We start from the raw sequence: 22,437 nt of genomic DNA, 5'->3' as shown, positions 1-22,437 counted from the left end.
GTGAATGTCTTGCAATCGATGCTGCATCTATATGCACTTCAATTCTTGAATATTCAATATTTTCAAAATAAGATCATTGCCCAACAAAAGGGCGGAAGCCGCGGCCGCCTGCTCAATGTGCTTTCAGGTCTGGCCTCAGACAGGAGTTGGCGTGCGCGCGACGGTGAACTTCCCGGCTCACGGCGGCTCGGCGTTACCGCCGTCCTTGCTGTTCAGGAATCTGTCGTCTTCGGCAGCTGGCGGTGCCTTGTCGCCGCACGGTGACGCCTTGTTCAAGCGCCGCGGCGTCAACAAGCTGCGCGTCGGCGGCTTCATCTGCTGCACCGGCTCGCCTGGCGTGTGGGGCCCGTGTGCCACGAACAGCGCGCAGCTTGCCGTCGCCGAGATCAACAAGCGCGGCGGCATTCTCGGCCGCGAGCTCGAGCTGTCGATCTACGATGCCGGCGGGCCGCTGGATGAGGTTCTGGACCGCGCCGAGCAGGCAATCGCATTCGACGAGGTCGATCTGATCGTCGGATTGCACACCAGCGCGGTTCGCGTGGGCCTCCGCGACGTCACCACACGCCACCGCATTCCCTATATCTACACGCCGGTCTACGAGGGCGGCGAGCGCACGCCCGGCGTGATGGCGATCGGCGAGACGCCGCGCTGGCAGAGCCGCCCCGCCATCCATTGGCTCGCGGACGTCAAGAAGGCCAAACGCTGGTACCTGATCGGCAGCGACTACGTTTGGCCCTGGCAATCGCATCGCGCGGTGAAGAACTACATCAAGGAAACCGGCGGCCGCGTCGTCGGCGAAGAGTTCGTCCCGCTCGGCGAAGACAATCACGGGCCGCATCTGGCGCGGATCCGCGCCGCCAAGCCCGATGTCGTGTTGATCTCGCTGATCGGTACCGACAGCATCACCTTCAACCGGGCCTTCGGCGAATGTGGGCTAGGCGCCACGACGCTGCGGCTCGCGGGCGCGATGGACGATACCGTGCTACTCGGCATCGGCGCCGACAACAGCGAGAACATGTTCTGCGCTTCCGGCTACTTCACCGGCACCGGCGCGCGCGCCAATGACGACTTCCAGAGCCGTTATCACGCGATGTTCGGGCCGAATGCGCCGCCGATCGGCTCGGTGGGGCAATCGAGTTACGAAGGCCTGCGCTTCCTCGAAGCCGTTGCGAACAAGGCTGGTTCGCTGGCGATGCGGCCGCTGCTCGCGGCCGGCCGCAACATCGTCTACAGCGGCGCCCGCGGTCGGGTTACCGTCTGCAACGGGCACGTGCGGATGCCGATGCATCTCGCCGAGGCCGACGGTCTCGATTTCAAGCTGATCAAGCCGCTCTGACCGCCTCGCGGCTAGACCGGCCGGCGCATTTGCAAAATAATACTTGAAACGGAAAATATTTCCGTTTTGAATGTTTCGGCGAGGCCGCGGGTGCGTGCGTCGCGCCGGGGCGGCCACGCCCAACGTTGCAAAGAACTTCAAGGAGAGCGCCGTGACAGTTGCCCTTCCCACGCCAGCCCAACTTCGCAGTGTCGCCGAGCAATGCGGTCTTTCGCTCACCGATGACGACGTCGCCTCGTTCCGCGGTCTCATGCAGGGCTCGATCGAAGCCTACAATCTCGTTGCCGCGATGCCGGACGAATTGCCCGAAGTGAAATATCCGCGCACGCCGGGCTATCGGCCCTCGGCGGAGGAGAACCCGCGCAATGCCTGGTATCGCAAGTCGACAGTGAAGGGCGCCGCCAGCGGCAAGCTCAAGGGCAAGACCATCGCGCTGAAGGACAACATCATGCTGGCCGGCGTGCCCATGACCAACGGCTCGTCGACCTTGGAAGGCTATGTGCCCGATTTCGACGCCACCATCGTCACGCGCATGCTGGATGCCGGCGCCGAGATCAAGGGCAAGGTGCATTGCGAGCATTTCTGCCTGTCCGGCGGCAGCCACACCGGCTCCTACGGGCCGGTGCATAATCCGCACAAGATGGGCTACTCGGCCGGCGGCTCGTCGTCGGGATCGGGCGTCGTGGTCGCGCTCGGCGAGGTCGACATGGCCATTGGCGGCGACCAGGGCGGCTCGATCCGCATGCCGTCGTCGTTCTGCGGCATCTACGGCATGAAGCCGACCTGGGGCCTCGTCCCCTACACCGGCATCATGCCGATCGAGATCTATGTCGATCACACCGGTCCGATGACGGCAACGGTCGAAGACAATGCGCTGCTGCTCGAGGTGCTCGCCGGGGACGACGGCTACGATCCGCGCATCAAGGCTCCGAAGGTCGAGGAATACACCAAGGCGCTAGGCCAGGGCGTCAAGGGCATGAAGATCGGCATCGTCAAGGAGGGTTTCGAACAGCCGACCGCCGAGTCTGCGGTGAATGAAAGCGTGCGCGAGGCCGCAAAGCGCTTTAGGGATCTCGGCGCCACGGTCGAGACCGTCTCGATCCCGATGCACCTGATGGGCGGGGCGATCTGGACGCCGATCGGCACGGAAGGCCTGACCCAGACCATGATGTTCGGCGACGGCTACGGCCTCAGCCGCGGCGATCTCTATTCGACCTCGCTGATGGATTTCCATCGCGGCTGGCGTCGGCAGGCCGATTCGCTGTCCGAGACCACGAAGCTGTTCATGATGCTCGGCACCTACATCAACAACAATTTCGGCCCTCGCTTCTACGGCAAGGCCCTCAACATCTCGCGCCGGCTGACCGCGGCCTACGACAAGGCGTTTGGGGATTACGACCTGCTCCTGATGCCGACGACGCCGATGAAGGCGACCAAGCTGCCGGAGCCCAATGCCAGCCGCGAGGAATATGTCGCCCGCGCGCTCGAGATGATCTCCAACACCGCGCCGTTCGACATCACCCACCATCCGGCGATGTCGCTGCCCTGCGGCATGGTCGACGGCCTGCCCGTCGGCCTGATGCTGGTCGGCCGCATGTTCGAGGAATCCACCATCTACCGCGCCGCCCATGCCTTCGAGCAGATCGGCGACTGGAAGAAGATGTGAGGAAACCTTTGCTTCAACTCGGCGGAAACGCAACGCATGGCTAACGCGTTCGTCGCGGCGTTCGAGATCCTGAGCTTCGGCGCGATCATCGTCCTGATCGTGCTGGGGCTCGGGATCATCGCCAGCATGATGGGCATCTTCAACTTCGCGCAGGGCGAGTTCGTCCTGCTCGGCGCCTACATCACCTATCTCGCTTATGCCAAGGGCCTGCCGATCTGGGCGGGCATGGTTGCAGCGCCTTTCGTCGTCGGTGCGCTCGGCTTCGTGCTGGAGGCGCTGATCATCCGGCGATTCTACGCCGCGCCGATCGTTGCCATGCTCGGCACCTATGCGCTCGGCCTGATCATCCGCGAAGCCGTTCGCGGGCTGATCGGCGGCTTCTATCTCACCGTGCCGGAGCCGGTCGGCGGATCGATCGACATCGGCGCCATGCATATCTCGGCGTGGCGCTTCACCATCATCGTCATCACGCTGCTGGTGATGGGCCTCTGCTATCTCTTGCTGTCGCGCACCAGCTTCGGCCTGCGCGTGCGGGCGACGTTGGAGAACCCGTCGCTGGCGCGTGCGTCAGGCATCTCGACGCCGCTGATCTACGGCGCCACCTTTGCCTTTGGCGCTGCACTCGCCGGCCTTGCCGGCGCGCTGATCGTGCCGGTGTTCAGCCTGTTTGCCGATCTCGGCCTGCGCTTCCTGATCCAGGGTTTTGTCGCGGTCATGGTCGGCGGGGTCGGCTCCTTCATCGGCCCGGTCGCGGGCGCCGGCGTCATCGGCACGCTGAGCGCGGCGCTGCCCTGGGTAATGGCACCCGTCGTCGCCGACGTGCTCGTCTTCGTGCTCGCCATCGTCTTCATCAAATTCCGTCCGCAAGGTCTCATCGCTGGAAAAGGGGTTTAATCACATGCTCGATCGTACTCAGCTCACGCGACGTCGTTTCCTGTCCAATTTCGCCTTTGCATCCGGCGCGGTCGCAACCGGCGTCGGCAGCTGGGTGATTCCGGCGCCCTGGGCCAATGCGGCCGAGGCGCCGATCAAGGTCGGCATCGCCACCGACCTCACCGGCCCGATCGCCTATGCCGGCAACGCCGACGCCAACGTCGCGAAAATGGTCATCAAGGAGATCAACGGAGCCGGCGGCCTGCTCGGCCGTCCGCTCGAGCTCTACATCGAGGATACCGCATCCAACGAATCGGTCGCCGTCGGCAACGTGCGCAAGCTGATCCAGCGCGATAAGGTCGACATGGTCCTCGGCGGCATCACCTCCTCGATGCGCAACGCGATCAAGGACCCGATCGTGGCGCGCGGCAAGACCCTCTACATCTATCCGCAGCTCTACGAGGGCAAGGAGTGCACGCCCTATTTGTTCTGCACCGGCCCGACGCCGGCGCAGCAATGCGACGAGTTCATCCCCTGGCTGATCAAGAACGGCGGCAAGAAGTTCGCGCTGCCCAGCGCCAACTACGTCTGGCCGCACACGCTCAACGTCTATGCCCGCAAGGTGATCGAATCGAATGGCGGCGAGGTCGTGTTCGAGGAGTACTACCCGCTCGACCAGGTCGACTTCTCCGCGACCGTCAACCGCATCATCTCCAACAAGGTCGACGTCGTCTTCAACACCGTCATCCCGCCCGGCGTCGGTCCGTTCTTCAAGCAACTCTATGAAGCGGGCTTCCTCAAGAACGGCGGCCGGCTCGCCTGCGTCTACTATGACGAAAACACGCTCAACATCAACCAGGCCGCCGAAATCGAGGGCCTTGCGAGCTGCCTCGACTATTTCAAGGTGCTGACCAAGGAGAACCCGTTCGACGCCAAGATCCAGGCGGCTTACGAGAAGGATTTCCCGGGCAACTTCCTGTTCGCCGCCGGCAGCGCCGCCACCGGCACCTATCGCGGCCTCAAGCTGTGGGAGGCCGCGGTCAAGGAGGCCGGCAAGATCGACCGCGAGTCCGTGGCCGCCGCGCTCGACCACGCCAAGATCGCCGAAGGTCCCGGCGGACCTGCCGAGATGGTGCCGGGCAAGCGGCATTGCAAGATGAAGATGTACACCGCCGTCGCCAAGAGCGGAAACTACGAGATCGTCGGGCGCAGCAACGGCCTCGTCGATCCCAAGGAATGCTGAGACGGAATGCTGAAGCCGATGAGTGTGGTAAGAGAGGCCATCGCCGCCGACGCGGACGACGAAGCGGACGGTGCGATGGCTGAAGGCGCAGCGGCGGAACGGGCCAATGACCGGGCCAAGGCAGGACGAAAGATCCTGCCGATCGTCGAGGGCCTCGTGCTCCTCGCGGCGCTGCTCGCGCCGCTGGTGCTGCAGGACTATCTCACGGTGTTCGCGACGCGCGTCATCATCCTGGCGCTGTTTGCACTGTCGTTCGACCTGGTCTGGGGCTATGCCGGCATCATGAGCTTTGGCCAGGCCCTGTTCTTCGGCTCCGCCGGCTACGGCGTCGCGCTGCTCGCGCGTGACCTGAACGTCACCAACATCTTCCTGGTGCTGCCGGCGGGAACGTTGATCGGCCTCACCTTCGCGCTGCTGCTCGGCGGCTTCCTGCTGTTGGGACGGCATCCCTCCAGCGTGATCTTCGTCTCGCTCGGCACGCTCACCGGCTCCTACGCCGCCGATCGTCTCGCGCGCGGCTGGTATTATCTCGGCGGCCAGAACGGCATTCCCTCGATCGCGCCGATGTCGCTGGGGTCATACGACTTCACGGAAGGCCCGGCGTTCTACTATCTCGTGCTCGGCATCCTCGTCGTGGTCTATCTGCTGTGCCGCTTCCTGGTGCGCTCGCAATTCGGTCTGGCGCTCGCGGGCCTCCGCGAGAACGAGCAGCGCATCGCCTTCTTCGGCTACAAGGCGCAGCACCTGAAGGCGATCATCTTCACCATCGGCGGCGCCGTCGCAGGCCTTGCCGGCAGCCTCTATGCCTTCCACGAGGGTTTCGTCTGGCCCAACATGGTCGGCGTCGTGGTTTCGACCCAGGTCGTGCTCTATGTGCTGTTCGGCGGCTCCGGCACGCTGATCGGCGCCGTCATCGGCGCTGTCATCGTGGAGGGCGTCAGCTTCTGGCTCTCGGACAATTACCGCGATATCTGGCCGATCATCCTCGGCCTGCTTCTCCTGCTCGTGATCCTGTTCCGGCCGCTCGGCCTGATCAGCTTCGTGCTCGGCGAACGCGAGCGGGTCGGCAGCTTCGGTGCCAAATCCAAGGAGTCGCGCAATGCTCCTTGAGGCTGCCGGCATCAAGAAGGTCTTCGGCAAGCTCACCGCGCTCGACGGCGCAGCCCTCAGCGTCGGCGAGAACGAGTTCCACGGCCTGATCGGCCCGAACGGCTCCGGCAAGAGCACGCTGATGAAATGCATCGCCGGGGCCGAGGTGCCGACGCAAGGCAAGGTATCCTTCGTCAACACCGACATCACCGCGTTCACGCCGACCGAACGTGCGCGCGCCGGCATGAGCCTGAAATTCCAGATCACATCCGTGCTGCCGTCGCTCACGCTCTACGACAACATCCTGCTCGCGCTGCAGGCGCAGTCCTCGCTGTTCGACCTCGTGTTCTCGCGCACGCGCGGTGCGTTGCACGACCAGGTCATGTCCATGCTGACGCAGTTCCGTCTCGCCGACCGCGCCTTCGATGCGGCCGCTGCGCTGTCGCACGGCCAGCAGCAATGGCTGGAGATCGCGATGGCGCTCGCCGGCAAGCCGAAGCTCCTATTGCTCGACGAGCCCACCGGCGGCATGAGCCTGGAAGAGCGCCGCGTCACCGGCGAGCTGCTGCAGCCGATCAAAAAACATTGCTCGCTGGTCATCGTCGAGCACGACCTCGATTTCATTCGCGACATCTGCGATCGCCTCACCGTGCTCGACCAGGGCAAGGTGCTGGCAACAGGCACGGTGTCCGAGATCCAGGCCAACACATCCGTCCAGGAGATCTATCTGCGCCGTGCCTGAATTTTTGGACATCAAGCATCTCGACGCCGGCTACGGCCGCAGCCAGGTCCTGTTCGACGTCAGCCTCGGCATTCCCTGGCGCGGCGGTGTTGCCGTGCTCGGCCGCAACGGCGCCGGCAAGACCACGCTGATGAAGACCATCGTCGGCGAGCTGCCGGCATGGAAGGGCGAGGTCGCCTTCGATGGCCGCGACATCAGTCGCCGCGCCACCCAGGAGCGCGTCCGCGCCGGCATCGGCTACGTGCCGCAGGAGCATTCGGTGTTCGCGCGCCTGTCGGTGCGCGACAATCTCGCCGTCGGCTCGCTGGCTAAGAAGGATTCCTCCGCCATCGACCGCGTGCTGGCGATCTTCCCAAAGCTCGGCCAGCGCCTCGACCAGCCCGCCGGCACGCTTTCCGGCGGCGAGCGCAAGATGCTCGCGATCGGCCGCGCCATGCTCGGGGATCCAAAACTGCTGCTGCTGGATGAGCCCACCGAGGGCGTCTGGATCGGCGTCATCGAGGAGATCACCGAGCGCCTGATCGAGCTTGCCAAGAGCATCGCCGTCATCATCGTCGAGCAGCACCTCGACCTCGCTTTGCGAGTCGCCGACTACGCCTATGTGCTCGACCGCGGCCGCGTCGCGCTGCAGGGCGACGCCGGCGAGGTGAAAGGCAGTCCGGAGCTGATGCGGTATCTGGCGCCTTAGCGCGCGGCGCCCCTCGCACTGCGAAATATTCGGGTTGTTCAAGAGCTTCGCGGCATTCCATCGATTTTATTTCAGATCGGAACGAATCTGTCGGGCCGCGTTGAATCCCGCATGTGTGCCGTTGCGTTGCGTCAGTCGGGACTATCGCGCCTAGCCGGCGCGCGGAAGATTCCGATTCCATCATACATCGTGCCATGCGATCCCACGCTACGCGAGAACCCGCCGCAAGGCAGCGGCTGGGTGTTCGAGATAAAAGCCGACGGCTATCGCGCGCAACTTCACCTGCAGGCGGGCGCGGCGACGGTCTATTCGCGCGCCGGATACGATTGGACCGAGCAGTTCTCGTCAATTGCAGCCGGCGCGCGAATGCTCAGAGCCGGGAGTGCGATCATTGATGGCGAGGCCGTTGTCTACGGCAGTAATGGCCGGCCGGACTTCCAGCAGCTGCGGCGCGAGCTCGGCGCCAAGCAGAGCCGCCGCATTCGCTATCACGCGTTCGATCTATTGTATCTTGACGGATACGATTTGCGCGGCGTCGGCTTTGTCGAGCGCAAGCAGCTGCTGCAGCGGCTCCTGAAAGAAGCGCCCGAGACTTTCATCTACGTCGAGCACGTCGAAGCCGACGGCGAGCAAATCCTTCGCCATGCTTGCAGGCTTGGCCTCGAAGGGCTGCTCGCCAAGCGCGCGGACGCACCTTATCGCTCCGGACGGCAGGAAGCCTGGCTCAAGCTGAAATGTAAGAAGAGCGAGACGTTTCCGATCGTCGCATTCGTCGAAAAGCTGGGCGCGTACCCGCGCAAGGTGGCTTCGCTTTACGTCGGGCATCACGAGGATGGGCGCCTGCTTTATGCCGGCAAGGTCCGCACCGGATACACCGAGGCGACCGCGCGTGAATTGCGTGAACGGCTTGACCCACTGATCCGGCGCGATTCTCCGCTCGATCTGCCGGTAAAGAAGCCCAAGGCTACATGGGTTGAGCCCGTGGTGAATGCCGAGGTGGAATATGGCGCCCTGACCGACGATGGCCTGCTGCGTGAAGCCGTATTCAAGGGCCTGCGCGACGATCTTGCGCCGCGGAAGGTCAGGGCGCCCCGGTTGGTGCCTTCATCGGTCAGACGGCCGAAGCTCGGCGTTCCCAAAGAGAATATCCTGCAGCTGCTGCCCGATGCGATCGTGCCCTCCAAGCAAGAGCTCGCGCATTACTGGGCGCGTGTCTGGAAGAAGGCGCTGCTGCATCTAGGACATCGCCCGCTCAAGCTGGTGCGGCACGTGCACGGCACGACGTTCTATCACAAGGGGCCGCTGCCGAAGGACATTCCGCAAGCGGTGCACCAGCTACGCATCCGAAAGCGCGAAGGCGGCGAAGGCACGCGGCTTTGGGTGGACAGCCTTGACGGTTTCCTGGGACTCGTCGAGATCGGCGCAGTCGAATTGCATCCCTGGAATTCGACTGTTGAGGATTTCGAGCACGCCGATCGCATCGTGATCGACCTTGATCCCGGCGAGGGCGTCGAATGGCATGCTGTGATCGAGACCGCTCTGGAGCTTCGCGCGCTGATGAGCCGTGAGGGGTTTGCGACCTGGCCCAAGCTGACCGGTGGCAAGGGCATTCATCTGACGGCACCGCTTGAGGTGGCAATGCTGCACGATCAGGCGCATCGCGTGGCGCGCAGCCTCGTGGCCGATTTCGCATTGCGTCGGCCGGACCGCTACGTCCTCTCGGCCCAGGCCAGGCGCAGCGGCCGCATTTTTCTCGACTATTTGCGCAACGGCCGCGGCACCACCGCGATCGGCACCTTCTCGCCGCGGGCACGCGAGAACTTTCCCATTGCTGCACAGGTGACATGGAAGCGGATCGAAAGCGGCATAGTGCCCGACGCGTTCACGATTCACAGTCCCTACCGTGCGGTGCGGAGGAAAGAGCGATAATTGCGCGCTCGGGCGCTAGCCTACTTCACCGCCGAGAAGCGGCTGTCGAACGAGTTCGACTGCACCACCGGCGCGGCGCCTGATATCATCGGGGTGCTGTCGCCCGCGCCTTCGCTCACCGATGGCTTCAGCGCCGGACGCGTTGCGGCAAGGCGGGTGTCGGGCTTCGGCGGCTCGGCCGGCTTGGCGGCTGCTACGGCCGGCTTCGGCGTATCCTTCGCCGCCTCCTTGACTGAATCCTTGGACTTGTCATGTCCCGGCACGAAGCGGGTCACGGCGGCCTTGAGTCGCGAGGCGGCCGTGGCCGGCGTCGTGGACGTCTGGGCGGCCGGGGCCACGGACGCGGTGGCTTGCGGCGCAGGCGTCGCGGTCGCGGTCACGGTGGTGTCGGCGGTGCCGAGCCCCATCTTGCGGCCGAGATTGGAGAAGAAGCCGCCGCTTTCAGATTTCGCAGCAGGCGCCGCCGCGGCAACGCGGGTGCTCGCGGCAGGCGCGCTGACGGCGACCACCGGCTCTTCCCGCGGCGCCGGCGCGCTTGCCACAGCGTCGAGGTTCGGCTTCGGCGGATTGACGTGGCCGGGGATCGTGCCCGGCGCCTTCGCCATGGCCAGCATCTGCAGCGTGGTGCCTTCGGCGCTCTCGGACAGGCCGGTCGAGCCTTCTGGAATCTTGGCGGCGAACACCTTGTGCATGCCGCCGTCAATGCCGGTGTTCATCCGCGCCACCGGCGTGCCCTTGGCGACGAGCCTTGCGTATTCGGTTTCGTCCTTGGCCTGCTTCTCGCGGACCGCGCTGGCGATCTCTTCGGGGATCACATAGGCCGGACATCTGGCAGAGGCGTCGAACACCAGATCGCGCTTGGCGTCCGCCGGCTTGGCGGCGTCGAACACGTATCTCTTCTCGCAGAAATCGACCTTCGGCTCCTGCCGCGTCACCTCGAAATGATCATAGCCTTCTTTGATCATCTTCCAGAACGGCATGTTCGGATTGTTCCGGTGCCTGGCCATGTTCACCGGCGTCATCTTGAACGGATAGGCCTGCAGCTGGAACGCCTTCTGGCCGCCGAAGAAGGACTCGCGGCCGAGCGAATAAATCTCCGCGATCTGCTCGTCCGTCATCGCGTAGCAGCCGCGCGACGAACAATCGCCATGCACCATCAGCTGCGAGCCGGTGCGGCCCAGCGCCTTGTCGAACGCGTTCGGGTAGCCGGTGTTGAACGAGAGGTAATAGGACGATTGCGGATTCATCTGGCTCGGATTGATCGAGTAGAATCCCTCCGGCGCCTGGCGGTCGCCTTCGCGCACCTTGGGGCCGAGATCGCCCGACCAGCGGCAGATCGGATAGGTCTTGAGCAGCGCGAACTGGCCCGAGCGGGTCTGCTTCCAGACCTCGAGCTCGGCCTCCTGCTTGAACAGGCGGACCAGGATCGGCGATTGCAGGTCCATGTCCTTCTCAGCCATCGCGGCGATCAGCTTCGGCGGCACCGGCTGATTGGCCTTGGCGTTGGTCGCAAGCGAGACCTGATCGGTGTTGCAGCCGGCGAGCAGACCGCCGGCCGTCATCAGCGCAACCGAAACCAAGAGCGCGCGAGCAAGCGAACGAGAAATCAAGATGGACCCCACACCGTGCCGGGCATTGAAGCGCGAACCCCAATTATTCCGAAGCGCAATCCGACCGGTAAACCGACCCGCCGAGACGGGCCCGGTCAGACCCCGCTCCAGCGCTTATGCCCTGAAGCCATTGATTAAAATTCTAACCTCTGGGTCATGTGGTCGCAACCCGAGCGGGGATCACGAGGGCGTTGGCCCAGTGGCATGGTCAACGAAGACTAAATGGACGCGACTTGGGACGGAACTTGGGCTTTCGGGCCGAGGGGACTCAGATCGCCGATTTGGGCAAAAAAAGGGTTAAGGCGGGGTTACCGGGGGCTGCTCGAAAGGCCTGGTAGGGTGGGCAAAGGCGCGAAGCGCCGTGCCCACGAGCCGTTCGTACAGCCGGGATTGGTGGGCACGCTTCGCTTTGCCCACCCTACGAGAGCGGAATCGAGGCGAATCAGCCCAGTTTGCGGCCGATATCGAGGAATTTCTGCCGCCGCTGCTTGCGGATGGCATCCCCATCAAAGTTCCGGAGCTCGTCGAACGCCTTGGCGATGGCCTCGCCCGTGGTGGCGATCATGGCGGCGGGGTCGCGGTGGGCGCCGCCGACCGGCTCCTTCAGGATGGCGTCGATCACGCCGAAGCGGAGCATATCCTGGGCGGTGATCTTCATGTTGTTGGCGGCTTCCTGCGCCTTGGTGCCGTCGCGCCAGAGGATCGAGGACGCCGCCTCCGGCGAGATCACGCTGTAGATCGCGTGCTCGAGCATCAGGACCTTGTTGGCGGTGGTGATGGCGATGGCGCCGCCCGACATGCCCTCGCCGGTGATGATCGCGACGTTGGGCACGGTCAGCGCCAGGCACGCATCGGTCGAGCGCGCGATGGCTTCCGCCTGGCCGCGCTCCTCGGCGCCGATGCCGGGATAGGCGCCGGCCGAATCGGCGAGCGACAGCACCGGCAGGCCGAACCGCTCGGCCATCTCCATCAGCCGCACGCATTTGCGATACCCTTCCGGCCGCGCCATGCCGAAATTGTGCCGGATGCGGCTCTCGGTGGAATCGCCCTTTTCCTGGCCCATCACGCAGATCGGCTCACCGCGGAAGCGGCCGAAGCCGGCGACCAGCGCCTCGTCCTCGCCGAACTTGCGGTCGCCGGCGAGCGGGGTGAATTCGGTGATCAGGCCCTTGATGAAGTCGTTGAAATGCGGCCGCTGCGGATGCCGCGCCACAAGCGTCTTCTGCCACGGCGTCAGGTTCGCATAGAGGTCGGCCAGCGCCTGCGCCGCCTTGTCCTCGATCCGCCCGACCTCGTCGCTGATGTCGGTGCCGGTGGCGGCGAGCGCGCGCAATTCGTCGACCTTGGAGTCGAGCTCGGCGACGGGCTTTTCGAAGTCGAGATAGCTGCGCATCTGGTCTAGCATCAACTCAATATAGGGGGACGGGGCGCGAGAAGCGAAGCAAGTTGGGGCGGCGGAAAGAAGTGTAGCGTCTTCAATGGTTTGGCTTGTGTGCTGGTGCAGTCGGCCAAATCAGCCGTGAGACCCCGGCTCTTTCCGCGGAGATGTGGCCGAAGTCAAGGCGGTTTCACCCTTTACCCGTAGCCCGGATGGAGCGCAGCGCAATCCGGGAAGGTCTGGCCGCGAGGAGGCGGCCCCGGATTACGCGTCGCTCCATCCGGGCTACCAGCAGCAACTACTTCTCCGCCAGCGGGTGCAGGTCGCGCACCAAGCTCTTCAGCCGCTCCTCGACCACATGGGTATAGATCTGGGTGGTCGAGATGTCGGTGTGACCGAGCAGGGTCTGCACGATGCGCAGGTCCGCGCCGTTGTGCAGCAGATGGCTGGCAAAGGCGTGGCGCAGCACGTGCGGGGAGACCAGGCGGGCCTGCAAGCCGGACGCAACCGCGAGCTCCTTGAGGTCGCGGGCAAAATGCTGGCGCGTCAGATGTCCGCTCTCGCCGAACGAGGGGAACAGCCATTTCGACGCGGCCACGCTGTTCTTCCTGTCGGCCTTTGCCGCTTCCGTGGCGGCGAGATAGTCCGCCATCGCCTGCCGCGAGGCGTCGTTGAGCGGTACCAGCCGTTCCTTGTTGCCCTTGCCGCGCACCACGATCATGCGGGCGTCGCGCTTGGCCGCCGAGCGCGGCAGCGCCACCAGCTCGGAGACGCGCAGGCCCGTGGCGTAGAGCACCTCGAGCAGGCAATAGAGCCGCAAGGCACGCAGCCGTTTCGACCGCGAGGCATCTTCCGCCTCGCTCAATTCCCTGGCGCGGCGGAGCATGCGGTCGACGTCGGCGATCGACAACACTTTCGGCAGGCCGCGGCCGCGCTTCGGACCTGACAGGATCGCGGCGGGATCGTCACCGCGGATGCGCTCGTTCAGCAGGAAACGGTAGAGGTGCCGCATCGCGGACAGCCGGCGGGCCACACTGGTGGATTTGAAGCCGCGGGTGTCGAGATCGGCAAGGTAGTCGCGCAGCGTCTGGGTCTCGGCATCCACGAATGTATGGCCGACGCGGCCCAGAAATTCCGAGAAATCGCTGAGGTCACGGCGGTAGGCATCGAGCGTGTTGGGGCCGGCGCCCTGTTCCGCGGCGAGCATGTCGAGGAACAGGCCGATGAGCCTGGTGTCTGAGGGTTTGGCGGGCATGCCCGGGAGGCTAGCTCCTATTTCTTGAGAAACTTGTCCGGCGGGATCGTCACCGTCATTTCCCGCGGCTTCGGGTTGACGAAGTTCGCCAGCGCGAAGACCACGCCATAGACGATGCCGCCGATCACGGCGACGACCGTCAGGAAGCGGAACAGGCTCGGCATCGTTCTGGGGTCTCGGGTCGGGGCGCGGCAGCCAAATTAACCAATGAAATCATCCAACATGTTCGCCGTTTCGTGGCAAGAGTCCTCTGGCGAGGGCCCCCATGGGGTCGTATAGGTGGCCAAAGCCATGCCGCATCTGGCGGCAGTTCGAGCGAGATCCAGTCGAGCGAGACGATGTCCGACGCCGCGTTGCCGCTTCCTGCTTCGCCCGAGGCCGACATCCTGTCGGCGCTCGGGGCGCGCTCGATCGTGCTCGTCGGCATGATGGGGGTGGGCAAATCCACCATCGGCCGCCGCCTCGCGGCCCGGCTCAGGCTGCCCTTCATCGATGCCGACACCGAAATCGAGGTGGCCCATGCCGGCATGACCATCCCGGAGATCTTTGCGGCCCATGGCGAGCCCTATTTCCGCGACGGCGAGGCCCGTGTGATCGCGCGGCTGCTCGAGGGCGGGCCGATCGTGCTGGCGACCGGTGGCGGCGCTTTCATGCGCGAGGAGACGCGCGCACGCATCGCGGCGAAGGCCATCTCGATCTGGCTGAGGGCGGACCATGACGTCATCATGCGCCGCGTGCGGCGCCGTGCCGACCGTCCGCTGCTTCAGACCGCCGATCCCGAAGGAACCGTGACGCGCCTTCTCGCCCAGCGCGAGCCGATCTATGCCAATGCCGACCTCACCATCGCCTCGCGCGACGTGCCGCACGACAGAATCGTCGAGGAATGCATCGAGGCGCTGCACGCCCGTCTCTGCGGCGGAGAGCCAGCCCAACCGCCTGCCGACATTGCGAGTGCGTCAAGATGACTGCGCCGTTGAAACATTCCGATCCCATCAAGGTCGACGTCGCACTCGGTGACCGCGCCTATGACATCGTCATCGGCCGCGGCGTGCTGGCCTCGCTCGGCGAGCGTGTCGCCGCTCTGCGTCCCGGCGTGCGCACGGCCATCGTGACCGACCGCACCGTCGCGAAATACTGGCTCGAGCCCACTGAGGCGTCGCTCGCAGCCAGCGGTATTCCGACCTCGCGCATCGTCGTCGAGGAAGGCGAGATCTCGAAAACCTATGCCGGGCTCGAAAAGGTCAGCGAGGCCCTGATCGCAGCGAAGATCGAGCGCAACGATCTCGTCATCGCGCTCGGCGGCGGCGTGGTCGGCGATCTCGCCGGCTTTGCCGCGGCGATCCTGCGCCGCGGCGTCGATTTCGTGCAGGTGCCGACCTCGCTTCTCGCGCAGGTCGATTCCAGCGTCGGCGGCAAGACCGGCATCAACTCGCCGCAGGGCAAGAATCTGCTCGGGGCCTTCCACCAGCCGGTGCTCGTCATCGCCGACACCGCCGTGCTCGACACGCTGTCGCCGCGCCAGTTCCGGGCCGGCTATGCCGAGGTCGCCAAATACGGCGTGCTTGGCGACGAGGCCTTCTTCAGCTGGCTGGAGAAGAACCATGCCGACATCTCGAGGGGCGGATCGGCCCGCGAGCATGCGATCGCGACCTCCTGCCGGGCCAAGGCCGCAATCGTCGCGCGCGACGAGCGCGAGACCGGCGAGCGCGCGCTGCTCAATCTCGGCCACACCTTCGGCCACGCGCTGGAGGCTGTGACCGGCTTCTCCGACCGCCTGTTCCACGGCGAGGGCGTCGCCATCGGCATGACGCTGGCAGCGCAGTTCTCCGCGAAGCTCGGCATGATCGGCGAGCGTGAGGCGGCGCGCATCGAGCGCCACCTGATCGAGGCAGGCCTGCCGACGCGCCTGCAGGACATCGCCGGCTTTGCGCAGGAAGGGCTCGCCGATGCCGACGCGCTGATGGCGCTGATGGCGCAGGACAAGAAGGTCAAGCGCGGCAAGCTCACCTTCATCCTACTGGAGGCCGTGGGCCGCGCGGTGATCGCAAAGGACGTCGAGCCGGCGCCGGTGCGCGACTTCCTGAAAGAGAAGCTCGCGCAGTGATAACGGGACCGTTCAGATCGGCCGCGCGCGAAACGGCGAGGAACGCCGGGGCGGTCGCGAGGCAAACATGAGTTCGATCTCGATCAATCTGCTGCTTGCGGCCCTCCTGCTCGCCGCCAACGCGTTTTACGTGGCGGCGGAATTTGCGCTGGTGAAGAGCCGCGGCTTCCGCGTCAAGGCCATGGTCGAGCAGAACCGCTTCGGCGCGCGCCTGCTGCAGACGATGATGGGGAACATCGAATCCTATCTCGCCTGCTGCCAGCTCGGCATCACCATGGCCTCGCTCGGTCTCGGCTGGATCGGTGAGCCGACGGTGTCTGCGCTGCTGAGCCCCGTCCTCAGCCCGCTCGGAATGTCGGAGGCCACGCTGCACTTCACCTCGTTCGTGGCGGGTTTTCTGGTCTTCTCTTCGCTGCACATCGTCATCGGCGAGCAGGTGCCGAAGACGCTTGCGATCAGGGAGCCGATGCCAGTGTCGCAGTGGATTGCCTATCCGCTGCATTTTTCCTACCTCCTGTTCTACCCGCTGAGCTGGTGCCTCAACACGGCGTCGAGCGCGATCCTCCGTCTGATGGGGGTGCAGGAGTTCTCGCAACACGAAATCCTGACGGATTCGGAGATCGAGGGCCTGGTCGAGGAATCGGCCGTGCACGGCAAGATCGAGAGCGGCGAGGCCGAGTACATTCACAACGTCTTCCGTCTCGGCGAGCTGACGGTGTCTGACGTGATGGTCCACCGCACGGCCATGGTGATGATCAACGCCGACCTGCCGCCGGAGGAGCTGGTGCGGGAGGTGCTGGCCACCGAATACACCCGCATTCCGCTGTGGCGGGACAAGTCGGAGAACATCATCGGCATTCTGCACGCCAAGGATCTGTTGCGCGCGATCCGCGCATCGGAGGGCGACACGTCGCGCATCGACGTCACCACCATCATGCTGCCGCCCTGGTTCGTGCCGGAGATGCGGCCGATATCCCAGCAGCTCAAGGCGTTCCGCCGCCGCAAGACCCATTTCGCACTCGTCGTCGACGAGTATGGTGAGGTCGAAGGCCTCGTGACGCTGGAAGACATTCTGGAGGAGATCGTCGGCGACATCTCCGACGAGCATGACGTGGTGGTCGCCGGCGTGCGCCGTCAGCCGGACGGCTCCGTCGTGGTCGACGGGTCGGTGCCGATCCGCGACCTCAACCGCGCCATGGACTGGCATCTGCCCGATGAAGAGGCAACCACGGTCGCCGGTCTCGTCATTCACGAGGCGCGCTCGATCCCCGACCGCGGCCAGAGCTTCACCTTCCACGGTTTCCGCTTCCGCGTCCTCCGCCGCGAGCGCAACCGCATCACCGCGCTCCGTATTTCACCGGTGACGCGCGAGGCCGAGCTCGAAGAGGCAAAGCCGAGACGGGCCGGGACGTCGTTCTAATTTTTCCCTTACCCTCCCCTGGAGGGGTCCGGGACGAGCGTAGCTCGCCCGTGGGTCGCTACGCATGAAGAGCAGCGCAATGCGTAGCGGGGTGGGGTGACGGTCTTCCCACATCCAACAGTACCCGAGTGGAGAGATCACCCCACCCCGCTCGCGCTGCGCGCGATCGACCCTCCCCCTCCAGGGCAGGGTCAGAGAATTCAACCTTCCCCCGGCGCCTGCGCATTGATCGCCAGCGCGTGCACGCTGCCGGCGAGTTCCGCGGCGAGCGCTGAATTTATCATGCGATGACGGTCGATCCGGCTCTTCCCTTTGAAGGCGGCAGACACGATATACACACGGAAGTGCGTCTCGCCGCCTGCTCGGTGGCCGGCGTGGCCCTCATGCAAATGTGACTCGTCGACGACTTGCAGGCTTTCCGGCGTGAAAGCTTCCTGCAACTTGTTGCTGATAGTGTCTTTCATAGCCATGTGTGCCATTAAGGTGCGCGCTCGCATCCCGTCAATACCCGGACGTCCAAGCTCGTCGCGACCGGGTGCTCAGCGAATTGCAATGTCAAGACTTGAAGGTTTTTGCATTGCGTAGTCAAAGTCAGCCATGCCGATCGATTCATCAAAATTCTTCGACTCCATCCGCGTGAAGCCGCGGGGCAAGCAGCCGGAAGTGAAGCCGCGCGACACCGCGGTCAATTGCGAATGGGCGGGCTGCGCCAACAAGGGCTCGCACCGGGCGCCGAAGGGCCGCGAGAACCAGCGCGAGTACTGGCACTTCTGCCTCGACCACGTGCGCGAGTACAACCAGAACTACAATTTCTTTTCCGGCATGAATGCCGAAGCCGTCGCGCGCTATCAGAAGGATGCGCTGACCGGTCACCGTCCGACCTGGAAGATGGGCGCCAATGGCGGCAAGAAGGGCGCGGAAGAGATCGACATGGCGGCCGATCCTTTCAGCATGTTCAGCGAGATCAACGGCCGCGCCAGCTGGCGCAAGGGCCCCGAAGCGGAGCCCAAGGCCGAGACGCGCAAAGTGATGAACGCCGAGCGCAAGGCGCTTCAGGTCATGGGCCTCGGCCCCAGCGCGACGCTTGCCGACGTCAAGACCAAGTACAAGGCGCTGGTGAAGCAGCACCACCCCGACGCCAATGGCGGCGACCGCTCGACCGAAGACCGCCTGATCGAGATCATCAAGGCCTACAACTATCTGAAGACGGTCGTGCGCGAGGCGTAAGGCCTTCCCCAGCTTCGTAGCCCGGATGGAGCGCAAGCGTAATCCGGGACCTTTCTCTCCCAATGGCGACTTTCCCGGATTACGCTTCGCTCCATCCGGACTACACATTCCCTACCCCTCCGGCATCGCCCCGACATAGGACGAGCTCGGCCTGATCAGACGCCCCGTCCGCTGCTGCTCGCGGGCATGCGCGGTCCAGCCCGCGCTGCGCGCGATCGCGAAGATCGGCGTGAACGCCTGCCGCGGAATCGCCAGCGCATCGAGCAGGATCGCGGTGAAGAACTCGACGTTCGTCTCCAGCGGCCGCTCCGGATTCTTCTTGCGCAAGGCGCTGCGGATATAGGCCTCGACCTCGCCGGCAAACGGCAAATCGGTGCCATTGGACGCAAGCGCCTCGACCGCGGTCTTGAGCACGTCGGCGCGCGGATCGCGGACGCGATAGACGCGGTGACCGAAACCCATCATGCGCTCGCCGCGCGCCAGCGCAGCATCGACCCAGGGTTCTATGCGCTCGCGCGAGCCGATCGCGTCCAGCATTTCCAGCACCGGCTCCGGCGCGCCGCCATGCAGCGGACCGGTCAGCGCGCAATAGCCGGCGGTGACGGCCGCGAACAGGTCGGCCTGCGTCGAGGCCACCACGCGCGCGGCGAAGGTCGATGCGTTCATGCCGTGGTCGCTGGCGGTGACGAGATAGGCGTCGAGCGCCGTGACCTCGCGCGTTGCAGGCGAACGGCCGTGCAACATGCGCAGCGTGTCGGCGGCATGGCTCACGGTGGGATCGGGCGCGACCGGCTCGAGCCCCTTGGCGCGCCGGACCAGCGCGCCCGCGATCACCGGAAACGCGCCGACGATCGTCGCCTCGTGCTCCAGCCCGTGCTCGGCGCGAAGTCCGGCGACGGCGGCACGAAACCCGTCGATGATGCCCATGCCGCGCGTCGCCGGCAGCAGGTCCGGCAGCCGCGCGAAGGCGCGCTCGCGCGCCACGCCCAGGTTTGAGCGCACATTGGCTTCGGTGAGGGTGGTCTTGCTGGCGCCATTCCAGAGCCGGGCGGTAACGCCTTCGAAGCTCGAGATGGCGGCGAGCCGCCCGACGTGCTCCCCGGCGATGATGAGCTCGCCGCGCTCGCCGTCGACATGGCTCAGCACGGTCTCGGCCGCGGGAACGCCGTCCAGCCCGATCTGGCTTTTGGTGAGGTGGATGTTCATGACCCAAATCTCCTGTTCACGGAGAACAAGGTCAGGCCTCTCGACACATTGATCAATCTTGATTACATAAATCAATATGAAAAATTCTGATGGGCTGTACCTCTCCGCTCGGGAAGCCGCCGCCGAGCTCGCGATCTCTCCGGCCACCCTCTACGCCTATGTCAGCCGCGGCCTGATCCGCTCCGAGCCGACGCCGGACTCGCGAAAGAACCGCTATCGCGCCGAGGACGTTCGGGCGCTGAAGGAGCGCCGTGTGCCGTCGCCGGAGCCACGCGGCCTGCGCAGCTTCGATGCCGATCTGCCGGTGATGGACACGGAGATCTCGACCATCACCGAGGAGGGCGCCATCTATCGCGGCGTCAATTGCGTCGATCTTTCCGAGAGTGACACGCTGGAGCACGCCGCGACGCTGCTGTGGGATGTCGCCGACGTCGATCCGTTTGCCCCCGACAATCAACCGGAACTCTCCGAGGAAATGCGCGTGATCGCGAAGGCCGCGCGCCGGGCCGCACCGATCGACCGCGCCATCGCCGTGCTCGCACTGGCCGCCAGCGTCGATCCCCGCGCCTTCACCCGGGCACCCGATGGCCGCGCTATGGTCGGCGCGCGCATCGTCCGCCTGCTGGTTGCGACCATGCTCAATGCGGACGCCTCGGCCGAGCCGCTGCATCAGCAGGTCGCGCGCGCCTGGGCGGCGGACAACAAGCACGCGCCCGACCTGATCCGCCGCGCGCTGGTACTGCTCGCCGATCACGAGCTGAACGCGTCGACCTTCACCGCGCGCTGCGCTGCCTCGACCGGCCTCAACCTTTATGACTCCGTCATCGCCGGGCTCGCCGCGTTGAAAGGGCCGAAGCATGGCGGCGCCGGCGTCCTGGCCTCACAGCTCGTCAAGACGCTGGTCGACCGCGACGTCGAGCCTGTCGTGCGCGAGCGTGTCGCCCTCGGTGAACGCTTTGCCGGCTTTGGCCACGGCGTCTACAAGCACGGCGACCCCCGCGCGCAGTCGCTGCTGAACGCGCTGTCGCGCTCCGGCGCGCCGCGCAAATTCACCAGGGAAGTGCCAGAGCGGATCGCGGAAGCCACCGGCGAGTTCGTCAATATCGACTACGCGCTCGCCGTGCTGGTCCACGCACTGCGCCTGCCCGCCGGCAGCGAGCTGGCGCTGTTCGCGATGGCCCGCAGCGTCGGCTGGATCGCGCATGCCAGCGAGCAATTGCAGTTCGGCAAGCTGATCAGACCGAGGGCAAGATATGTGGGGCCTGCGCCGGGACGCAGGGCGGGGGCTGCCGGTTAGAACCTCTGTCAGTGCGGCAATCTCCGCTGTCGTCGCTGCGAACGCAGGAGGACAGCGTTCCTGGAATGACGGCTCGCACTCACCCTGGGCAGTTCACACCATCGCTTCCGCGACCACCATATAGTTCACGTCCATATCCGACGACAGAGACCATTTGTCGGCGAAGGGCGAGTAGACGACGCCGGTCTGCTCGGTGATGACAAGACGGTTGTCGAGCAGGTATTTCGTCAGTTCGTCGGGCGTGACGAACTTGTTCCACTCATGCGTGCCGCGCGGTAGCCAGCGCAGGACGTATTCGGCACCGACGATGGCGAGGGCAAAGCTCTTCCAGTTGCGGTTCAGCGTCGAGACCACCATCAGGCCGTTCGGCTTCAGCATCGCGGCGCAGCGCTTCAGGAACATGCCGACGTCGGTGACGTGCTCGACCACCTCCATCGCCAGCACGATGTCGAAGCGCTCGCGCGGGTCGATCTCCTCCACCGTGGTGCAGCGATAGTCGATCGCCAGATGGCTCTTGTCGGCGTGCAGCTTCGCCGCCGCGATGTTGCTCGCGGAGGGATCGATGCCGATGACCTGCGCTCCGAGGCGCGACAGCGGCTCGCAGAGCAGGCCGGCGCCGCAGCCGATGTCGAGCACGCGCAAGGACCCAAGACAATTGAGGCTGCGCACGTTGCGCTCGAACTTGCGGCAGGCGGCGTCGCGGATATAGCCGAGCCGCAACGGGTTGATCCGGTGCAGCGGCGCCATCTTGCCCTTGGGATCCCACCATTCCGCCGAGAGTTTCGAGAATTTCGCGATCTCGGCGGCGTCGACGCTCGAGCCGAGCTGGGCGGAAAGAGAAGTATTTTGCTGCATGCTCATGGTTGGGCGCGGTCCTACCGCGTGGTGATCGAACTACGGAAGGCGAGCGGCGAGGCGATGGTCTTGATCGTCTCGATACCCTCGCCGACGCCGCGAATCGTCACGTCGCCGTAGTTGAGAATACGTCCAAGAATGGTCTGGTCGACATCGACGCTCTCGACCTTGTCCAGCGCCATCTCGAAGGTTCGGCGCTTGATGAAGCCGGTCTTGTGCACGACCCTGAGGTTGGTGACGTCGGTCTCGGTGGTGAAACGATGGAACCAGCCCTTCACGGTCCAATACAGGGCCGCCAGAGCCGCGAGACCCGCGGCCCCGAGGCAAAGCAGAACGAGCCAGTCGACGGTCGCCTGCCGCGACAGGATGAGCAGGGCCAGCGCCGCGATCCAGGCCACGATGGCCGGAAAGTAGAAGATCCAGTGCGCATTGGTCGAATACAGCACGCGCTCGCCGGGCTGCAGGATCTCGTCGATGTAACGCGCCATGATCTAGCTTAACCCACTACCCCTGTCTCTT

Annotated in this window: 22 protein-coding genes; 14 read left to right on the top strand and 8 right to left on the bottom strand. The window is 65.0% G+C overall.

What is annotated here, in order from left to right; translation table 11 throughout:
* Positions 1–9: 9 nt before the first annotated feature.
* The 9 genes from I6F33_RS31995 (at position 10) to ligD (ending at position 9,566) form a co-directional block, all read left to right on the top strand.
* Positions 10–264 carry a hypothetical protein gene (locus I6F33_RS31995; protein WP_162131185.1) on the top strand — a complete coding sequence of 85 codons (255 nt, stop codon included), beginning with the start codon at positions 10–12 and terminating at the stop codon, positions 262–264.
* Complete coding sequence (locus I6F33_RS31990) at positions 152–1,336, top strand: substrate-binding domain-containing protein (RefSeq protein ID WP_036026234.1); 1,185 nt, start codon at positions 152–154, stop codon at positions 1,334–1,336. Before I6F33_RS31995 ends, I6F33_RS31990 begins: the two co-directional genes overlap by 113 nt.
* 151 nt (positions 1,337–1,487) lie before the next feature.
* Positions 1,488–3,002: an amidase gene (locus tag I6F33_RS31985; protein ID WP_036014727.1), complete on the top strand. Its 1,515-nt coding sequence runs from the start codon at positions 1,488–1,490 to the stop codon at positions 3,000–3,002.
* Positions 3,003–3,038: 36 nt separating this feature from the next.
* Entirely contained in the window at positions 3,039–3,896 is an 858-nt protein-coding gene (locus tag I6F33_RS31980) for a branched-chain amino acid ABC transporter permease (protein WP_225145188.1), read from the top strand.
* A gap of 4 nt (positions 3,897–3,900) precedes the next feature.
* On the top strand, positions 3,901–5,118 hold the full coding sequence (locus I6F33_RS31975) for a substrate-binding protein (RefSeq protein ID WP_225145187.1): 1,218 nt from the start codon (positions 3,901–3,903) through the stop codon (positions 5,116–5,118).
* 6 nt (positions 5,119–5,124) lie between these two features.
* Positions 5,125–6,228 carry a branched-chain amino acid ABC transporter permease gene (locus I6F33_RS31970; protein WP_225145186.1) on the top strand — a complete coding sequence of 368 codons (1,104 nt, stop codon included), beginning with the start codon at positions 5,125–5,127 and terminating at the stop codon, positions 6,226–6,228.
* Positions 6,218–6,949, top strand: coding sequence for an ABC transporter ATP-binding protein (locus I6F33_RS31965; RefSeq protein WP_225145185.1), 732 nt, complete (start codon positions 6,218–6,220; stop codon positions 6,947–6,949). The genes I6F33_RS31970 and I6F33_RS31965 overlap by 11 nt, the downstream gene beginning before the upstream one ends.
* Positions 6,942–7,637, top strand: a complete 696-nt coding sequence (locus I6F33_RS31960) for an ABC transporter ATP-binding protein (RefSeq protein ID WP_036014686.1) — start codon at positions 6,942–6,944, stop codon at positions 7,635–7,637. The genes I6F33_RS31965 and I6F33_RS31960 overlap by 8 nt, the downstream gene beginning before the upstream one ends.
* A 111-nt stretch (positions 7,638–7,748) precedes the next feature.
* The gene (gene ligD, locus I6F33_RS31955; protein ID WP_225145184.1) at positions 7,749–9,566 is read left to right on the top strand and encodes a DNA ligase D; all 1,818 of its coding nucleotides are present in this window, start codon (positions 7,749–7,751) and stop codon (positions 9,564–9,566) included.
* Between the two features lie 20 nt (positions 9,567–9,586).
* On the opposite strand, the gene I6F33_RS31950 is transcribed toward ligD, so the two are convergent.
* From I6F33_RS31950 to I6F33_RS31935, 4 genes are all read right to left on the bottom strand, one after another.
* Positions 9,587–11,128, bottom strand: a complete 1,542-nt coding sequence (locus I6F33_RS31950) for a murein L,D-transpeptidase family protein (RefSeq protein ID WP_225145183.1) — start codon at positions 11,126–11,128, stop codon at positions 9,587–9,589.
* 490 nt (positions 11,129–11,618) lie between these two features.
* Positions 11,619–12,581, bottom strand: a complete 963-nt coding sequence (locus tag I6F33_RS31945; protein ID WP_036014693.1) for an acetyl-CoA carboxylase carboxyltransferase subunit alpha — start codon at positions 12,579–12,581, stop codon at positions 11,619–11,621.
* Between the two features lie 271 nt (positions 12,582–12,852).
* Positions 12,853–13,809 carry a site-specific tyrosine recombinase XerD gene (xerD, locus tag I6F33_RS31940; protein WP_225145182.1) on the bottom strand — a complete coding sequence of 319 codons (957 nt, stop codon included), beginning with the start codon at positions 13,807–13,809 and terminating at the stop codon, positions 12,853–12,855.
* A gap of 17 nt (positions 13,810–13,826) precedes the next feature.
* Positions 13,827–13,973, bottom strand: coding sequence for a hypothetical protein (locus I6F33_RS31935; protein ID WP_036026218.1), 147 nt, complete (start codon positions 13,971–13,973; stop codon positions 13,827–13,829).
* 174 nt (positions 13,974–14,147) lie between these two features.
* On the opposite strand from I6F33_RS31935, the gene I6F33_RS31930 reads away from it, so the two are divergent.
* The 3 genes from I6F33_RS31930 to I6F33_RS31920 all read left to right on the top strand — a co-directional run bounded on the left by I6F33_RS31930 (position 14,148) and on the right by I6F33_RS31920 (position 17,333).
* A complete protein-coding gene (locus I6F33_RS31930; protein WP_036042618.1) occupies positions 14,148–14,774 on the top strand; it encodes a shikimate kinase in 627 nt (208 codons plus the stop codon).
* Positions 14,771–15,913, top strand: a complete 1,143-nt coding sequence (aroB, locus tag I6F33_RS31925) for a 3-dehydroquinate synthase (protein WP_036014703.1) — start codon at positions 14,771–14,773, stop codon at positions 15,911–15,913. The genes I6F33_RS31930 and aroB overlap by 4 nt, the downstream gene beginning before the upstream one ends.
* A gap of 67 nt (positions 15,914–15,980) precedes the next feature.
* Positions 15,981–17,333: a hemolysin family protein gene (locus I6F33_RS31920; protein ID WP_036014704.1), complete on the top strand. Its 1,353-nt coding sequence runs from the start codon at positions 15,981–15,983 to the stop codon at positions 17,331–17,333.
* Positions 17,334–17,533: 200 nt separating this feature from the next.
* On the opposite strand, the gene I6F33_RS31915 is transcribed toward I6F33_RS31920, so the two are convergent.
* A complete protein-coding gene (locus I6F33_RS31915; RefSeq protein WP_050995968.1) occupies positions 17,534–17,803 on the bottom strand; it encodes a BolA family transcriptional regulator in 270 nt (89 codons plus the stop codon).
* A 127-nt stretch (positions 17,804–17,930) separates the two neighbouring features.
* On the opposite strand from I6F33_RS31915, the gene I6F33_RS31910 reads away from it, so the two are divergent.
* Complete coding sequence (locus tag I6F33_RS31910; RefSeq protein WP_036014711.1) at positions 17,931–18,560, top strand: J domain-containing protein; 630 nt, start codon at positions 17,931–17,933, stop codon at positions 18,558–18,560.
* A 111-nt stretch (positions 18,561–18,671) separates the two neighbouring features.
* On the opposite strand, the gene I6F33_RS31905 is transcribed toward I6F33_RS31910, so the two are convergent.
* The gene (locus tag I6F33_RS31905; protein WP_225145181.1) at positions 18,672–19,766 is read right to left on the bottom strand and encodes a citrate synthase/methylcitrate synthase; all 1,095 of its coding nucleotides are present in this window, start codon (positions 19,764–19,766) and stop codon (positions 18,672–18,674) included.
* 76 nt (positions 19,767–19,842) lie between these two features.
* Here I6F33_RS31905 and I6F33_RS31900 point away from each other — a divergent pair, with 76 nt between their 5' ends.
* Complete coding sequence (locus I6F33_RS31900; protein ID WP_036014714.1) at positions 19,843–21,063, top strand: citrate synthase family protein; 1,221 nt, start codon at positions 19,843–19,845, stop codon at positions 21,061–21,063.
* Between the two features lie 93 nt (positions 21,064–21,156).
* Here I6F33_RS31900 and ubiG read toward each other — a convergent pair whose 3' ends face one another.
* Complete coding sequence (gene ubiG / locus I6F33_RS31895) at positions 21,157–21,924, bottom strand: bifunctional 2-polyprenyl-6-hydroxyphenol methylase/3-demethylubiquinol 3-O-methyltransferase UbiG (RefSeq protein WP_036026212.1); 768 nt, start codon at positions 21,922–21,924, stop codon at positions 21,157–21,159.
* A gap of 14 nt (positions 21,925–21,938) precedes the next feature.
* Positions 21,939–22,406: a PH domain-containing protein gene (locus tag I6F33_RS31890; RefSeq protein ID WP_036014717.1), complete on the bottom strand. Its 468-nt coding sequence runs from the start codon at positions 22,404–22,406 to the stop codon at positions 21,939–21,941.
* Positions 22,407–22,437: the final 31 nt, after the last annotated feature.

The organism is Bradyrhizobium sp. BRP20 (genome assembly GCF_020194215.1).
Lineage (GTDB): Bacteria > Pseudomonadota > Alphaproteobacteria > Rhizobiales > Xanthobacteraceae > Bradyrhizobium > Bradyrhizobium yuanmingense.
This window is presented reverse-complemented; position numbering and strand designations above follow the sequence as displayed.

Bases quoted from the DNA above. Each gene is read 5' to 3' on its own strand.
- I6F33_RS31980 (WP_225145188.1), top strand. From the start codon at position 3,039: ATGGCTAACGCGTTCGTCGCGGCGTTCGAGATCCTGAGCTTCGGCGCG.
- I6F33_RS31975 (WP_225145187.1), top strand. From the start codon at position 3,901: ATGCTCGATCGTACTCAGCTCACGCGACGTCGTTTCCTGTCCAATTTC.
- I6F33_RS31970 (WP_225145186.1), top strand. From the start codon at position 5,125: ATGCTGAAGCCGATGAGTGTGGTAAGAGAGGCCATCGCCGCCGACGCG.
- I6F33_RS31965 (WP_225145185.1), top strand. From the start codon at position 6,218: ATGCTCCTTGAGGCTGCCGGCATCAAGAAGGTCTTCGGCAAGCTCACC.
- ligD (WP_225145184.1), top strand. From the start codon at position 7,749: ATGTGTGCCGTTGCGTTGCGTCAGTCGGGACTATCGCGCCTAGCCGGC.
- I6F33_RS31950 (WP_225145183.1), bottom strand. From the start codon at position 11,128: ATGACGGCCGGCGGTCTGCTCGCCGGCTGCAACACCGATCAGGTCTCG.
- I6F33_RS31945 (WP_036014693.1), bottom strand. From the start codon at position 12,581: ATGCTAGACCAGATGCGCAGCTATCTCGACTTCGAAAAGCCCGTCGCC.
- xerD (WP_225145182.1), bottom strand. From the start codon at position 13,809: ATGCCCGCCAAACCCTCAGACACCAGGCTCATCGGCCTGTTCCTCGAC.
- I6F33_RS31935 (WP_036026218.1), bottom strand. From the start codon at position 13,973: ATGCCGAGCCTGTTCCGCTTCCTGACGGTCGTCGCCGTGATCGGCGGC.
- I6F33_RS31930 (WP_036042618.1), top strand. From the start codon at position 14,148: ATGTCCGACGCCGCGTTGCCGCTTCCTGCTTCGCCCGAGGCCGACATC.
- aroB (WP_036014703.1), top strand. From the start codon at position 14,771: ATGACTGCGCCGTTGAAACATTCCGATCCCATCAAGGTCGACGTCGCA.
- I6F33_RS31920 (WP_036014704.1), top strand. From the start codon at position 15,981: ATGAGTTCGATCTCGATCAATCTGCTGCTTGCGGCCCTCCTGCTCGCC.
- I6F33_RS31915 (WP_050995968.1), bottom strand. From the start codon at position 17,803: ATGGCTATGAAAGACACTATCAGCAACAAGTTGCAGGAAGCTTTCACG.
- I6F33_RS31910 (WP_036014711.1), top strand. From the start codon at position 17,931: ATGCCGATCGATTCATCAAAATTCTTCGACTCCATCCGCGTGAAGCCG.
- I6F33_RS31905 (WP_225145181.1), bottom strand. From the start codon at position 19,766: ATGAACATCCACCTCACCAAAAGCCAGATCGGGCTGGACGGCGTTCCC.
- I6F33_RS31900 (WP_036014714.1), top strand. From the start codon at position 19,843: ATGAAAAATTCTGATGGGCTGTACCTCTCCGCTCGGGAAGCCGCCGCC.
- ubiG (WP_036026212.1), bottom strand. From the start codon at position 21,924: ATGAGCATGCAGCAAAATACTTCTCTTTCCGCCCAGCTCGGCTCGAGC.
- I6F33_RS31890 (WP_036014717.1), bottom strand. From the start codon at position 22,406: ATGGCGCGTTACATCGACGAGATCCTGCAGCCCGGCGAGCGCGTGCTG.